Source organism: Reinekea sp. (assembly GCF_046710285.1).
GTDB lineage: Bacteria > Pseudomonadota > Gammaproteobacteria > Pseudomonadales > Natronospirillaceae > Reinekea.
Genome location: NZ_JBKEGY010000005.1, coordinates 129,293 through 143,140, shown reverse-complemented (window position 1 = coordinate 143,140; position 13,848 = coordinate 129,293). Strand labels below are relative to the sequence as shown.

General features: G+C 44.4%; 12 protein-coding genes. 10 read left to right on the top strand and 2 right to left on the bottom strand.

Features of this window, described 5'->3' with window-relative positions:
* Positions 1-15: 15 nt before the first annotated feature.
* The 5 genes from ACI882_RS05670 (at position 16) to glgX (ending at position 7,022) form a co-directional block, all read left to right on the top strand.
* Entirely contained in the window at positions 16-966 is a 951-nt protein-coding gene (locus tag ACI882_RS05670; protein ID WP_411744237.1) for a YbgA family protein, read from the top strand.
* A complete protein-coding gene (locus ACI882_RS05665) occupies positions 963-1,463 on the top strand; it encodes a hypothetical protein (RefSeq protein ID WP_411744236.1) in 501 nt (166 codons plus the stop codon). Before ACI882_RS05670 ends, ACI882_RS05665 begins: the two co-directional genes overlap by 4 nt.
* Before the next feature lie 93 nt (positions 1,464-1,556).
* Positions 1,557-2,420 (top strand): protease HtpX, encoded by an 864-nt coding sequence (gene htpX / locus ACI882_RS05660; RefSeq protein ID WP_411744235.1) that lies wholly within the window; start codon positions 1,557-1,559, stop codon positions 2,418-2,420.
* A gap of 285 nt (positions 2,421-2,705) precedes the next feature.
* Positions 2,706-4,862 carry a 1,4-alpha-glucan branching protein GlgB gene (gene glgB, locus ACI882_RS05655; RefSeq protein ID WP_411744234.1) on the top strand — a complete coding sequence of 719 codons (2,157 nt, stop codon included), beginning with the start codon at positions 2,706-2,708 and terminating at the stop codon, positions 4,860-4,862.
* A 36-nt stretch (positions 4,863-4,898) separates the two neighbouring features.
* Entirely contained in the window at positions 4,899-7,022 is a 2,124-nt protein-coding gene (gene glgX / locus ACI882_RS05650; RefSeq protein WP_411746304.1) for a glycogen debranching protein GlgX, read from the top strand.
* A 116-nt stretch (positions 7,023-7,138) separates the two neighbouring features.
* On the opposite strand, the gene ACI882_RS05645 is transcribed toward glgX, so the two are convergent.
* Together ACI882_RS05645 and ACI882_RS05640 are read right to left on the bottom strand one after the other, a co-directional pair.
* Positions 7,139-7,420, bottom strand: coding sequence for a hypothetical protein (locus ACI882_RS05645; RefSeq protein ID WP_411746305.1), 282 nt, complete (start codon positions 7,418-7,420; stop codon positions 7,139-7,141).
* Between the two features lie 652 nt (positions 7,421-8,072).
* Positions 8,073-9,335, bottom strand: coding sequence for a GAF domain-containing sensor histidine kinase (locus ACI882_RS05640; RefSeq protein ID WP_411748446.1), 1,263 nt, complete (start codon positions 9,333-9,335; stop codon positions 8,073-8,075).
* Positions 9,336-9,472: 137 nt separating this feature from the next.
* On the opposite strand from ACI882_RS05640, the gene ACI882_RS05635 reads away from it, so the two are divergent.
* The 5 genes from ACI882_RS05635 to ACI882_RS05615 all read left to right on the top strand — a co-directional run bounded on the left by ACI882_RS05635 (position 9,473) and on the right by ACI882_RS05615 (position 13,769).
* Positions 9,473-9,919 carry a chemotaxis protein CheW gene (locus ACI882_RS05635; protein WP_411746755.1) on the top strand — a complete coding sequence of 149 codons (447 nt, stop codon included), beginning with the start codon at positions 9,473-9,475 and terminating at the stop codon, positions 9,917-9,919.
* Positions 9,920-10,060: 141 nt separating this feature from the next.
* Positions 10,061-11,446 carry an ATP-binding protein gene (locus ACI882_RS05630; RefSeq protein ID WP_411746754.1) on the top strand — a complete coding sequence of 462 codons (1,386 nt, stop codon included), beginning with the start codon at positions 10,061-10,063 and terminating at the stop codon, positions 11,444-11,446.
* Complete coding sequence (locus tag ACI882_RS05625; RefSeq protein WP_411745384.1) at positions 11,446-12,120, top strand: response regulator; 675 nt, start codon at positions 11,446-11,448, stop codon at positions 12,118-12,120. Before ACI882_RS05630 ends, ACI882_RS05625 begins: the two co-directional genes overlap by 1 nt.
* A gap of 128 nt (positions 12,121-12,248) precedes the next feature.
* Entirely contained in the window at positions 12,249-12,731 is a 483-nt protein-coding gene (locus ACI882_RS05620; protein ID WP_411745383.1) for a Spy/CpxP family protein refolding chaperone, read from the top strand.
* A gap of 141 nt (positions 12,732-12,872) precedes the next feature.
* Entirely contained in the window at positions 12,873-13,769 is an 897-nt protein-coding gene (locus ACI882_RS05615; protein ID WP_411745382.1) for a chemotaxis protein, read from the top strand.
* The last annotated feature ends 79 nt before the right edge of the window (positions 13,770-13,848 follow it).

Here is a 13,848-nt window from a genome sequence, read left to right as displayed (position 1 = left end):
ACAAAAGTGGCGCATATGACTCAACCTACCTCCATAAAAATTGGCATCAGCAGTTGTTTGCTTGGCGAGAAAGTTCGCTTTGACTCTGGGCATAAACTCAATAAGTACGCGACAGAAGTATTGGGGGGTTATTTCGAATTTGTGCCTTTTTGCCCTGAGGTGAGTATTGGCCTAACAATACCAAGAGCCCCAATTCGTTTAGTCGATATAGACGGTGACGTGCGATGCGTAGGCGTTAAAGATGCTTCTATTGATGTCACCGATGCTTTAAAAGCTAAAGCAGACGAACAAGTTCATTGGCATCAAGATTTGTGTGGCTACATTTTAAAGCACAGCTCACCCAGCTGCGGCATGGAGCGAGTAAAGGTTTATAATAAGTCGATGCCAATCAAAAATGGTGTCGGTATTTATGCAAAGCAGTTGCTTGAAAACTTTCCAAATTTACCGGTAGAGGAAGAAGGCCGCTTAGAAGACCCTCACTTGCGTGAAAACTTTATTCAACGCGTGTTTGTTTATGCTCGCTGGCGAGAAATGGTCGAGCAAGGCTATACCATCGGCCAATTGCAAAAATTCCATGCGCAACATAAATATATTTTCATGAGTCATGACCAAACCTTAGCCAAAGAGTTGGGCGCTTTACTGGCGCAGAATGTTAAAGACTCCCTTGAGGAGGTTGCACAGCAATACGTAACAGCGATGATGCAGCTTTTGAAAAAAATGGCCTCAAAAAGAGGTCATGTTAATACCCTTAAGCACATTCAAGGCTATTTAAAACGTGCGTTAGACAGCGAAGATAAACAAGAGTTAAACGACATTATTGAGCAATATCGACAAGGTTTGGTACCGCTTATCGTGCCGATTACTTTGCTACGTCACCATTTTCGCAGAAATCCGGACGAATACATTGATCAGTCTTTCTATTTATCACCGCATCCTAGCGAACTGATGCTGCTAAACCGAATATGAAGAAAATAACCGTCAATGACAGCTTTCAAACCAATTATAGCTATACGCTTGCAGCGCCAATGGGGGAGCAGTTTGATCCAGATTTCCTACCAGATCTAACCCCCAAGCAGATGCTTGAATTGGGTGTTTTTGGCGGCATGTACCTCAATGGATGTATCGAAGAATTCCCCAGTGATTGGTTCAAAAGCGCCAAGCTTGCCGCCTTACGTAAAGATCCTTCATTAAACTTTTTTGAAATTGATGCCTCACAGCCATTAAGTGAATGGCAAAAGAAGGGCTGGATACACGAACAGGACCCTCGTGGCTGGTTTCAATGGTATTGTCGCTATTATATGGGTCGTCGAACCGACGATGACAGCCGACAAATTAGGCGTTGGCGTGCGTTTCGCCGACACGCCGGTGCGGTTAGAAAAAATTGCCAACCTTACGATCACGATTGTCGTCGTAAACAGCGCCAAGCACTGCTGCATTGGGCCTATGATTCTAGAGCAATGTAGAAGTGATGACTTTCGGCCTATCTTGTTTTTTGGCGACTTGCCTCAAAATAAGGTTATAGAAAGTTATCTATGTAATATTCAAAAGGGTTCGACATGTTAAGAACATTGTTATTTGTGGGCACCAATATCGCCATTGTTATGGTGTTAGGTATATTTTTAAACATTATTTTGCCGATTTTTGGGGTTTCTTTAGGAGATACCTCGGGCTTACTCATACTTTGCCTCGTCTTTGGCTTTGGTGGTAGTTTTATCTCTTTGCTGCTATCGAAGTGGATGGCGATTCGCTCAACTCGAGCAAAGGTTATTACTGCCGCCAATACACCGATGGAGCGTTGGTTGCTACAAACCGTTCAGCGTTTATCGCAAAAAGCCAATATTCCAATGCCAGAAGTCGCTATCTTTCCGAGTAACAGTATTAATGCCTTTGCGACCGGCGCGAGCAAAAACAAGTCACTTGTCGCGGTCTCTACAGGGCTGTTGCAGCATATGAGCCAAGATGAACAAGAAGCCGTTATTGCCCACGAAATTGGTCACATCGCAAACGGCGATATGGTCACCATGGCGCTAATTCAGGGCGTTTTAAACACCTTCGTCATGTTTTTTGCGCGTTTAATCGCCGGAGCAATCAGTAGCTTTGTAGCACGCGGTGAGCAAGGTCGTGGCTTAGGTATGTTTGCACACATAGCGGTGGTGTTTGTCTTAGAAATGATACTAGGTGTGTTAGCCAGCATTATACAAATGTGGTTCTCTCGCCAACGCGAATACCGTGCCGATGCTGCCTCAGCCAACTTAGTCGGAGCACCGAAAATGATCGCCGCCCTAGAGCGACTAAAGCAAAGCGCAGAGCCCGAGCTAGATGGCCAGCTAGTTGCCTTTGGCATCAACGGCAAACGCTCAGAATTCTTCGCCTCACATCCAAGCCTAGAAAAGCGCATAGCGGCGTTGAAAGGGGCGTAAAGATCGCTGCAAGTTTTTAGCTGCAAGCTGCGAGTAAAGTCAAAAGCGGTGGGCTGTGGCCTCCGCTTTATTTGTAGGAGCGACCGCAGCTTGCGTAGGCGCGATAGATTAACGATTAACCCCGACACTTTCCCCTGCCTAGTATCAGTCTTTTACCCGTAGCCCGAAGCCCTCAGCCCAAAACAGCCCTTCCCCCTATCCACCACCCCCACTTTACAACTCCCAACTTAGTGCTCAATAGGCTATATTAGTTACAACCATTCTATGACGAGAGGTCTTCCTTTTATGTCCGTCGCTAGCCGCTTAAGTAATGTGCTTGAAGCACAACCCTTTGATGTACTTGGAATCTTCGCTTTAGACAGTGGTTGGTTTGTTAGGGCATTTATCCCGGATGCTACGAAAGTTACGGTGATGTCTCTTGATGGTAAGACCCTTTTGACTGATATGACCCTTGTGGATGATTGTGGTGTGTTTGAAGGCACTATCACTGCAAAAAAGCGCCCGCTCTATAGCTTGGCTGTCAGTTCGGGTGATCATCAGTGGAATGTTGTTGATGCTTATCAGTTTGTTGACCGTGCGATGACCGATTTCCCGTGTGATTCTGATACGCTATACAAGAATATGGGCGCTCAGATGTGCTCTGTTCCTACTGAAGAGGGCGAAGTAGCGGGTGTGCGGTTTGCGGTTTACGCCCCCAATGCTCGATCTGTCAGTGTGATTGGTGTATTTAATAACTATGATGGCCGACGCCATCCAATGCAGAGTCATAGTGATGGCATTTGGCGTATTTTTGTTCCCGGCATTCAAGCGGGTGATAAGTATAAGTTTGAGCTGAAAGACGCTCACGAACACCTATTGCCACATAAGGCCGACCCTTATAACTTTTATTGTGGCCAGCATCCGCATTTTAATTCGATTGTTTTCGACCATGATGCATACGAGTGGCATGATGAAAAATGGCAAAATCGAGCATTTGTTGAGCCGACCAAAGCACCAATGTCGACCTATGAAGTGCATGTTGGTTCGTGGAAACATAAAGATGGACAGCCTTTAGCCTATCGTGAATTAGCTCAAGAGTTAATCCCTTATTTAAAAGAAATGAACTTTACGCACGTTGAGTTTGTTCCCGTAAGCGAGCATCCATTTGATGGTAGCTGGGGCTATCAGCCGCTAGGTTTGTTTGCGCCAACGAGCCGTTATGGCACTCCTGATGATTTCAAGTATTTTGTCGATCAGTGCCATCAAAATGGTATAGCCGTTTTGGTCGATTGGGTTCCTGCGCATTTCCCTGCAGACCCCCATGGTATTGCTCAATTTGATGGCACGCCATTGTATGAGTATGAAGACCCGCGTCGTGGCTGGCACCCCGATTGGAACTCATATATTTATGATTTCGGTCGTTTTACCGTTCGTGACTTTCTAATCTCTTCAGCCGTTATTTGGTTAGAATACTTCCACGTTGATGGCATTCGCGTTGATGCTGTAGCGTCGATGCTGTACTTAGACTACTCGCGAGAAGAGGGCGAATGGATTCCAAACGTTGACGGTGGAAACCACAATTACGAAGCAATCGAGTTTGTTAAGCGTTTAAATGAAACCATATATGGCCGATACCCTAAAGCGATTACCATTGCCGAAGAGTCAACCGCCTTCGATGGGGTAACGCGACCTGTGTTTGCCGGTGGTTTAGGCTTTGGTTTTAAATGGAACATGGGCTGGATGAATGACTCACTGGAGTATATGAAGCGAGACCCTATCCATCGTAGTTATCATCACAATGACCTAACCTTTTCGATGGTCTATTCGTTCAATGAAAACTTTGTTTTACCTTTATCTCATGATGAAGTCGTGCATGGCAAAGGTTCAATTTTAAAGAAGATGCCAGGCGATGAGTGGCAACAGTTTGCAAACTTACGAGCCTATTATGGATTCATGTTTGCGCACCCAGGTAAAAAGCTTAATTTTATGGGTAACGAACTCGCCCAAGGCTTAGAATGGAATCATCGCGCAGAACTTGATTGGTATCTGTTAGAATACGAGAACCATAAAGGTGTGCAAAATTTATTTCGTGACCTCAACCGGTTGCACAGAGATGAGCCAGCTCTACACCAGCGCGACAGCGATGCATCAGGCTTTCGTTGGATAAATCATGATGATGCCGCGAACTGCGTGTTTAGTTTAATCCGCTTAAGTGATGGCAAAGACTTTGTCATCGCCGTGACTAACATGACACCAATCCCGCACGATCATTATCGTATTGGTGTTCCCAATGATGGCCAATACAAAGTTATTTTAAACACAGACTCACACCATTATGGTGGTAGCAATTATGATGCCGGTGATATTTTTCAGAGTATCAGTGAACCTTCGAACGGCATGCCGTTTACGCTAGATATAAAAGTGCCGCCGATGGCAACGATTTATATAAAATATAACTTCTAAACCCAATAGCGCGATGCTATTCAGGCAAATCTATTTATGATGACACGTTTTATCTCAGAGGAGAGCTTGGCCGCAGGTAGGCCATCCCCTCTTGGTGTTCAGGTTACTAACGGCGGGGCTAATTTTGCCGTTTATGCGCCGCACGCAATTAAAATTGAATTATGTTTTTTTGATGAATTTGATCAGCAAACCGCAATTAATCCAATGCCAGCACGGACCGGCGATGTATGGCACGCACACGTAAAGAATGTTGCACCCGGTCAGCGTTATGGTTATCGAGTACATGGGCCCTTTGAGCCTACACAAGCTTATTGGTTTAACCCAAACAAAGTTATTATTGACCCTTATGCGGTTGAAATATCTGGCCCGCTTGAGTTTAACCGTCATTTATATGCACATAATGTTGATATTCCAGGCGACATAATTCTCGACGAACAAGACAACGCCAAACATATTCCTAAGGCGCGAGTTCCGCGTGGAGAGTATTTTGAATGGAGCGCTCCGAAGCCAGATGTCCCATGGCGCGAAGTTATAATTTATGAAATGCACGTTAAGGGTTTTTCCATGCTTAACCCTGAGGTGCCAGAAAACATTCGCGGTACCTATTTAGGTGTGGCACACCCAGCCAGCATTGCACATTTAAAGCGTCTTGGTATTACCTCAGTGCAAATACTGCCTTGCTTTGCCTTTATGCCTGAAAGCCGATTAGGCGAGCTTGGCCTGACCAACTATTGGGGATATAACCCAGCCTTATTCTTAGCACCAGAACCTAGATATGCTAAAGAAGATGCCGTGCTTGAATTTAAAACAATGGTCAATGCACTGCACGAAGCCAGTATTGAAGTCATCATGGATGTGGTCTACAACCATACCGCTGAAAGTGGCATGTTAGGGCCTGTGATAACGAACAAGGGCTTACATGCGCGTGATTTTTTCCGTTATCACCCAAACAACTATACCCACTTTATAGATAACTCGGGCTGTGGAAATTCTGTCAATACACATCACCCCTATAGTTTAAGATTGGTCATGGACAGCATGCGTCACTGGGTTAACGAGTATCATATTGATGGCTTCCGTTTTGATCTCGCGGCGAGCTTGGGGCGTGAAGCTTGGGATTATTCACGCAATGCAGCCTTTTTCAAAGCAATACACCAAGACCCTATGCTAGCGCAGGTGAAGCTAATTGCTGAACCATGGGATATAGGTCGTGGCGGATATCAATTGGGTAATTTCCCAGAAGAATGGTATGAATGTAACGATAAATTTCGTGATACGGTGCGAAGCTTTTGGAAAGGTGATTTAGGCGTCACAGCTGATTTTGCAACAAGGTTAATGGGCTCAAATGATGTCTTTCATAAAGGGACATTGCATACCTCTGCCTCAGTTAATTATGTTACCTATCACGATGGCTTTACCTTGCATGACCTAGTGTCCTATAACCAAAGACATAATAAGGCGAATAAAGAACATAATATAGATGGTCACGGCCATAACCTAAGTTATAACTATGGCGTTGAAGGCGAAACCGACAACCCAGAAATTCGAGAATTACGTTCAAAGCAAAAACGAAACTTCATCGCCACCATGATGCTATCTCAAGGAGCCGTCCATTTTCTCGGCGGAGATGAAATGGGTCGAACGCAACAAGGTAACAATAATGCATACTGCCAAGATAGCGAACTAAGCTGGTTCAATTGGCATCACCGTGATACCAAACTAGAAGCTTTTGTTCAGCAAATGATCGCGCTGCGAAAGAGCAGTTCATTGTTTAATGACTTGCTGTTAAATGATCAATTGATAGGAGAGTCACCTTTTGCTACCGACGAAGTAAGATGGTATCGAACGGATGGTCAAGCCTTAGAAATTGCCGATTGGAACAATCCAAAACTTCAAGTCATTGGAATGTTAATTTCGACCACCATTAAAGACCCCGCAGTCGATTTACACCTATGCGATGAGTATTACTTAATGTTGTTTAACGCCAGCCAAGAAGATATCGAATTTGTATTGCCAGCGAACCCAACCAGTGGTTGGCAAGCGCTTTGTGATACCGCCCGAAACGAAGGGTTATTACCTGCCGAGCAACTTATGGTTAATGACAGTTACTTGTTACTAGCGCAAAGTGTTGTCGTGCTTGGCAAAACACATTCTAAATAAAGATGCAAAAAAAACGGGCTCCAAGTGGAGCCCAAAGGTCGAGGAGTACAGAACCTCTTACGAGGCTATGTTACTAGCAAGTTGCTCTCGGCTAGCGCGAGTACAGCAAAACTAAATTATATCGAGAGTAAAAAATCTTCACGAGCGCCACGTTCACGCTCAAACGCTTTATCAAACAGCGAAGCCTGTTGTTGAGATAAAGGTGTCCAGCTCGCATCAGGCCAGCTTGTTTTCATTTCTTCTAACTGCGGCACAAAAGGAGAATCATTGTCTTCACTTATCGCGCCCCAAGAAACCATCGTTGTACTTTGGATGACAGAAGAGATAACGCCAAGAGATGGGCGGTAGCCTGGATTACTGCTGATAAACTTAAATACTTGGCTCATTGCCTGTGCCATAAAACACCTTCCTTTTTATTTGTGTGCCTGTTTGAAAAGGAATATAGGCCTTGGACGAGGTGATCAAAAGAACAATCTGCAAAGTATAGCGAGACGCTACCAAAGGTCGCAGTATAGTAACTTTTTGAAGGGTGAAGCTGCCAGCTACAATTGAAATCAAAAGATGTTTTGGGCTGCGGGCTGAGAGCTTCGGGTAAAAGAGAACTGATAAACCCGTAAACTATACCCTACCAGCGCAATTTTTCTTGATTTTGCTGAAAGCTGACAGCTAAAAACTGACAGCTTACTCCTTGTCTTTTGACTTTATCCGCAGCCTTAAGCAAGAAAGATCAGATGATGGCGTGGGTGAGGGGGTGAATTTAAAAGTGAATGACTGTTTGAGCAAAGCGAGTTGTTATGAACGGCTTAAATTTACACCGGAACCCAAAAGCCAGCATCGTGCCACAGTTGGATGAAGCTGTAAGTTGATAGTTTGGAGCTGCAAGTGAAATCAAAAGATGTTTTGGGCTGCGAGCTTCGGGTAAGGTCAAAAGACAAGGAGAAAGCTGTCAGCTTTCAGCAAAATCAAGAAAAGATGCGCTGGCAGGGAATAGTTTACGGGTTTATCAGTTCTCTTTTACCCGAAGCTCGCAGCCCGAAGCCAAAAACCGACTTACCGCGGTTTAATTACTTCAATCGGTATTATCAGCGAGGCTTTTAGGCCGCCGTGTTCAGATTGGCTGAGTACGAGTTGGCCGTTTAGCCAGCGTTCTAAGTAGTGTTGGACGACGTTTAGGCCGGTTCCGAGGTTTTCATTGGGCTTAGAGGTGACAAAGAGTTTGATTACTTCGCTTAGCTGGCTTTCTTCTAAACCACTGCCAGAGTCTTCAATATCAACCGTCAGTTTTGTGTCACTGGAAGCTATGCTGATATAAGCAAAGCCTCTAGGGGTGGATTCTAGACCATGAGAGAGGACGTTTGTGAGCAACTCTTTAACTAGTTGTGTTAATAAGATTAAAGGTATATTGATAACTTGATCTGGTTGGCTTGATTGAATGGTTAGCTCATGAGGTGTATTGCGAAACATCGGCAGGAACTGAGTTTTCCAGTAATCCTCCACGACAGAAGTCGCTAATTGTTGTTGATCATTGTCTGTGGCCTCGTGAACTCGAGCGTCAACAAATTTAAATATTCTTGAAAGCCTATTGGCCGAGGTTTTAGCCGAATCAAGCAAATCTAAATTAGAGGCATCAAACTGGCTAGGTGATAATAGAGAAACAAAGTTAGCGAGATTTCCAATGTAACGCGTACTCATCGGTACCAAGCCGGATAGCTTCTCGCCCAGTTTTACCATGTTTTGGCTGCCGACAATCTGGGCTTTTAACTGTTGAATTTGGCTTAAAGCGTCGGAAGTACGGGTTTCATGGGTCGCCAAAGAGTCTAGAGCTTCAAGTAAGGTATCTTCGATTTTAGTGCGAATAATCAATTGACCGAGCACGGTAGAGAACGTCTCCAGTACCTCATATTCTTCCTTAGTGATATCTTTGCCCTTTACTAAGTTATCGACAAATAACCAGCCAAATAGGTCATCACCTGAAAAGATCACGGCTTGAACATGCCAGCCAACGCCCTGAACTTCGCCGAGATCATTTAGCGACTTGTTACGAACTAAGCGAATGACCTCATTCGACTGCAAGGTGATTAGATCGTCCGTTATAGGGTAGCGTAAGCCGTGTTCTTTGCGGAGCTTGCCCGTTGCGTCTATGCCCCAAGTCCCCACTTGCTCATTCGTTTCAGCATCAAATAAAAGAATGCCGGCACGATCGAAACCTAAGGTACTTTGGATGGACTTTACTGATGTGCGCAGTAAATCATCAAAATTTTTGGCTTTTGATAATTGTGCGTAAGCCTTGTTTAGTTTTCGCAAATAGGACATAAACTTTTGAGAGCCTTAGCCGATAAATTAAAGATAGGGTAGATAGTTTAGTTAAACTGGTCATTGGCAATCAACAAGTTGCCAATTGGCAGACACTTTACTACGCTTTCAAGCAATATCACAGTAAGGGATATCGAATGTCTACAACTGAAATGTGGGTCGTGGTTCAGCTAAATGGTGAGCCACTCGGGTTTCCTGCGACGTTAATCAAAGAAGTTGTCCCCTGGCAACCATTGAACCCAGTACCGAGCCATGCCATAGGTGTCATGGGTTTAATTAGCTTACGTGGTGAAACACTCGCCGTGATTGACGTCTTGCAAATGCAAGGCAATGGCAGTGTTGGAGACCCAAGCTTCATGCTGGTACTGGATTTCCCTGAAAGTAGAGTGGGAATGGCCGTCGATAAAGTCGAAGGTGTACAGTACTTTGATGTGAGCGCTCTTGATACCAACATGGCCGGTGGCTATGTTCAAGGGACGATCACACGAGAAGATCGTCTATATCAACTGGTAAATGCCACCGCACTAGAGCAGATGATGGCGCAGTTTACAGATGTCTCATCTTTGGTGAGCGACGGCTCTTAACTCAGCCAAGCCCAATTACCCCTTAAGCCGCTTATGATCAATCATAAGCGCATCGGCATTTTTATGTAATTTCACTTTGTTTGCACATTTATTCGTTACACTAACGCTCTTCAGGTGTTTATTTCGTTTGTGGGGTTATCAGTGTTCTATTCGTTACGTACCAAGTTGTTCCTCAGTATTTTACTGGTTAATACCTTACTGATTTTAGCTGTCTTATGGTTGAATGGTGCCAGCTTTAACCAAAACTTTGCGGATTACGTCAACCGTCAAGAAGCCCGCCGTTTACAACCTATATTGACCTCTCTTGCACAATATCACCAAGAAGTTGGTCATTGGAATGATCTGAAAGCGGAACCGCAGCGCTGGAGAGAGTTGCTGTCTGACAGTTACATCGGAATAGCAACCGATCGTCGCCGAAGCGCTATGCGTCCACCTTACGCAGATAAACTGATTTTCAAATCCGAACAAGGAAACATGATAATTGGCCGCGAAGGTACAAAAAGTCGTTGGGTATGGCTACCCGTCATCAGTAAACAAAATGAAGCGGTTGGCTATATAGGCTATCAACCTAATGACCGAATCGACGCACAAGTTGATAATCTATTTAGAGATCAATTTAAAACGCAAATACGATGGATTGGCTTTGTCGTTCTTGTGACTTCGGGCTTGTTTGCCATATTACTGTCTGGCGCTATAGCTCGGCCATTGCGAAAAATATCGTCAGCCTTAAGGCTTATGGCAGCAGGAAACTATCAATCACAAGCACAGCACAGCAGTAAAGATGAACTGGGCCAGCTTGCAAAAGATGTCAATCACCTCGCAATAACCCTGTCTGAAAATCAAAAATCTAGATCACAGTGGGTGACCGATATCGCCCATGAACTTCGTACGCCTATCGCCGTATTGCTAGCAGACATAGAATCGATACAAGACGGTGTTCGCAAAGTGAATGAGGAATGGCTCAAAAGTATGCATTGGCAGGCGAGCCGCATTGGACGTTTGGTAAATGATCTCAACGAACTATCGGTTTCTGAAGCCGGCGCGTTGCAATATCGGTTTGATACTATTGATGTCACTAGCTTCATAAAAAGCAGCGTTGAGCAGTATCAGCATCAATTAGCTCAAGCATCAATCACATTAAAATTAGAGCTGCCGAGCACACCTATAGTTTGTCTGGCCGATGAGCAGCGTTGCGAGCAACTGATCTCAAATTTATTGCAAAATACATTGCGCTATACCGATGCACCAGGGCGATTACATATAAAGCTCAGCATCAAGGAGGATCAAATTGTCTTGCAGTGGTCTGACTCAGGACCTGGCGTGAACGATAACGAGCTAGGCAAACTATTCGATCGACTGTATCGTGTCGATGGCTCGCGCAATCGTGAAACAGGTGGTTCAGGCCTAGGATTAGCGATCGTTAAAAATATCGTCATCGCACATAAAGGAAGCGTACAGGCCAAACACAGTCATCTAGGTGGGGTTTCAATTGAAATTATTTTGCCTATGCAAAAACTGGAGAAATAATGCCGCTGATTCTAATTGTTGAAGATGAAGTCCGTTTAGCGCAGCTAGAGCGGGACTACTTTATTCAAGCAAACTTCGAAGTAGAAGTTATACACAATGGTCGTCAGGCACAGCAATGGCTGCAAGAAAATAAACCAGATCTCATTGTATTAGATTTAATGCTACCGAGTGTTGATGGTATTACCTTATGCCGAGAAGTTCGAGCCAAGTCGAGCGTCCCAATTATAATGACGACGGCAAAGGTAGAAGAAATTGATCGGCTAATAGGTCTTGAGCTTGGCGCTGACGATTATTTGTGTAAACCCTTTTCGTTGCGTGAGTTAGTCGCCCGTACCAAGGTAATTCTAAGACGAACTCAAGTACAAACGCTCGATAGACCAGAGCAGGCTGGCCTTTTAGTTAGCCAGCAGAATACTCAAGTCAGCTACAACGGTAAAAACACCGAATTAACATTGGTGGAGCTTAACTTACTCAATACCTTGATGGCGCGTAGTGGGCAAATTCTCTCGCGAGATCAACTCATTGACCGCATATATGATGATCGACGAGTCGTCAGTGATCGAACTATCGACAGTCACATTAAGAAGTTACGTAAAAAACTCAACGAATTAGACCCAGATCATGACTATATTTACTCGGTCTATGGCGCAGGGTATCGATTTGAAGATAAATGAATTGTCAGCGCAGAGTCATTGCACATTTCCTCCATATTTATTGCACGTTTAAAGCCTAAAGTATCTACTAAGCAAAACGAAGATTCCCCTCTTCCACGCTTAATCAATTACAATTTGGAGATACGACTATGAACAATAAGATACTTGCCGGCTTGATCGCAGTAACCTTAGTAACCTCAGCTGGTGTGACCTTTGCCAAAAGCGAAGGTCGAGAAGCTAAAAACGACAACGGTCAAAAATACAGTCAGATGCATAAAAAAGGCGACCGAGCTAATGGCATGTCCTCGCGCCTAAATTTTGATTATATCTTTAATCAACTGAGTCTAGATGATGAGACTCAAGTCAGAGTCAAAGCGGTGATGGACACTTTCAGTGAGGAACAGCGGGCGAAAATGAGCGCTCAGCGTGAGGAAATGCGCGCCAACTCAACCAAACCTAGTACAGAGGAAATGGCAGCGTTGCGTGAAGCTCGTCAAACTGAAGCAACCGTGGCCTTAACAGATCAACTCAATACGGTATTATCGCCAGCTCAGACTGCTGAGTTTGTTGAGTATTTAGAAGCTCATATCGGTTCGAGAGGAAACGGACAACAAAACCATAGAGGTGGTTAGAGTCGTTAGTGCTATCCCAGTGAGGGTGCTGCCAAACAGCATCCTCTGGTTTAATTAACAGAATTGCAAATATTCCTCATCTTTAACACGAGTCGGTCGATTACCTCTATACTAAGTAAAAGTTTATCAACCGGAGTTATCGTGACCTCAAAAGCCAATTATTCACAAGGGTTATTGCTATTTAGCCTAAAGAATAAGCGACAGTTTGCGCTTGGAACCCTCAAAATACGAGAGCTCGTGCCCTACCGCCCCGTGACCCCTATGATGAACACAGCAGTAGGCGTCAAAGGCGCGTTGACCATACGCGATCAAACGATCTCTGTTATTGATATGGGTGAAGTGATCGGCCTTGGCCCAATGACTGAAAGCCAGCTGCAAAATGCATTTATTATTGTGACTGACTGTCAGCGTAAAGTTGTTGGTTTTATCGTTCGTCAAATCGATAAAATCGTAGAAACGAATTGGCGAGAAATTAAACAACCAGATCCAATACTAGGCCGAGATGTTTTTATTACCGGTACCGTCGAAATAGAAGATAAGCTCATTCAGTTGATGGATGTGGAGTTACTGCTTAATAATATCTATCCGCCAGATCCGCGTGCCGCCATGGCGGTGGTCACCGATATTCAACGAGAACAGTTAAAACCAATGAATATTCTAGTGGTCGATGATTCATCGACCGCACGACGACAACTGACCGATGTACTAGGTTTGTTAAATGTTCCCTTTCATGTAACCAATGATGGCAAAAAGGCGTTGGTGCACATGCATGAACAAGCCGCAGCAGGGCATCCCGTTAACTTATTAGTTTCTGATATTGAAATGCCAGGATTAGATGGTTATGAACTCACCTTTGAAGTGCGCAGTGCACCAGCATTGGCAGGTGCTTACATTATTTTACACACGTCTTTATCAAGTGAGATCAGTGTGAGCCAGGCTCAGCAGGTGGGTGCAAATGAGGCGTTGACTAAGTTTGATGCGAAAGAGCTGGTACTTTCTATGCTTCGCGGCGTTGATTTTTTCAAAAACTCCAAATGACCTTTGGTCAATGTAAAATAGCTGGTCTAAACGTGAGCCAGGACCAACAACGTTGCTTAGAAACTGTATACTAATCTCT

Coding starts and splice junctions, on each gene's coding strand:
- ACI882_RS05670 (WP_411744237.1), top strand. CDS start 16: ATGACTCAACCTACCTCCATAAAAATTGGCATCAGCAGTTGTTTGCTT.
- ACI882_RS05665 (WP_411744236.1), top strand. CDS start 963: ATGAAGAAAATAACCGTCAATGACAGCTTTCAAACCAATTATAGCTAT.
- htpX (WP_411744235.1), top strand. CDS start 1,557: ATGTTAAGAACATTGTTATTTGTGGGCACCAATATCGCCATTGTTATG.
- glgB (WP_411744234.1), top strand. CDS start 2,706: ATGTCCGTCGCTAGCCGCTTAAGTAATGTGCTTGAAGCACAACCCTTT.
- glgX (WP_411746304.1), top strand. CDS start 4,899: ATGATGACACGTTTTATCTCAGAGGAGAGCTTGGCCGCAGGTAGGCCA.
- ACI882_RS05645 (WP_411746305.1), bottom strand. CDS start 7,420: ATGGCACAGGCAATGAGCCAAGTATTTAAGTTTATCAGCAGTAATCCA.
- ACI882_RS05640 (WP_411748446.1), bottom strand. CDS start 9,335: ATGTCCTATTTGCGAAAACTAAACAAGGCTTACGCACAATTATCAAAA.
- ACI882_RS05635 (WP_411746755.1), top strand. CDS start 9,473: ATGTCTACAACTGAAATGTGGGTCGTGGTTCAGCTAAATGGTGAGCCA.
- ACI882_RS05625 (WP_411745384.1), top strand. CDS start 11,446: ATGCCGCTGATTCTAATTGTTGAAGATGAAGTCCGTTTAGCGCAGCTA.
- ACI882_RS05620 (WP_411745383.1), top strand. CDS start 12,249: ATGAACAATAAGATACTTGCCGGCTTGATCGCAGTAACCTTAGTAACC.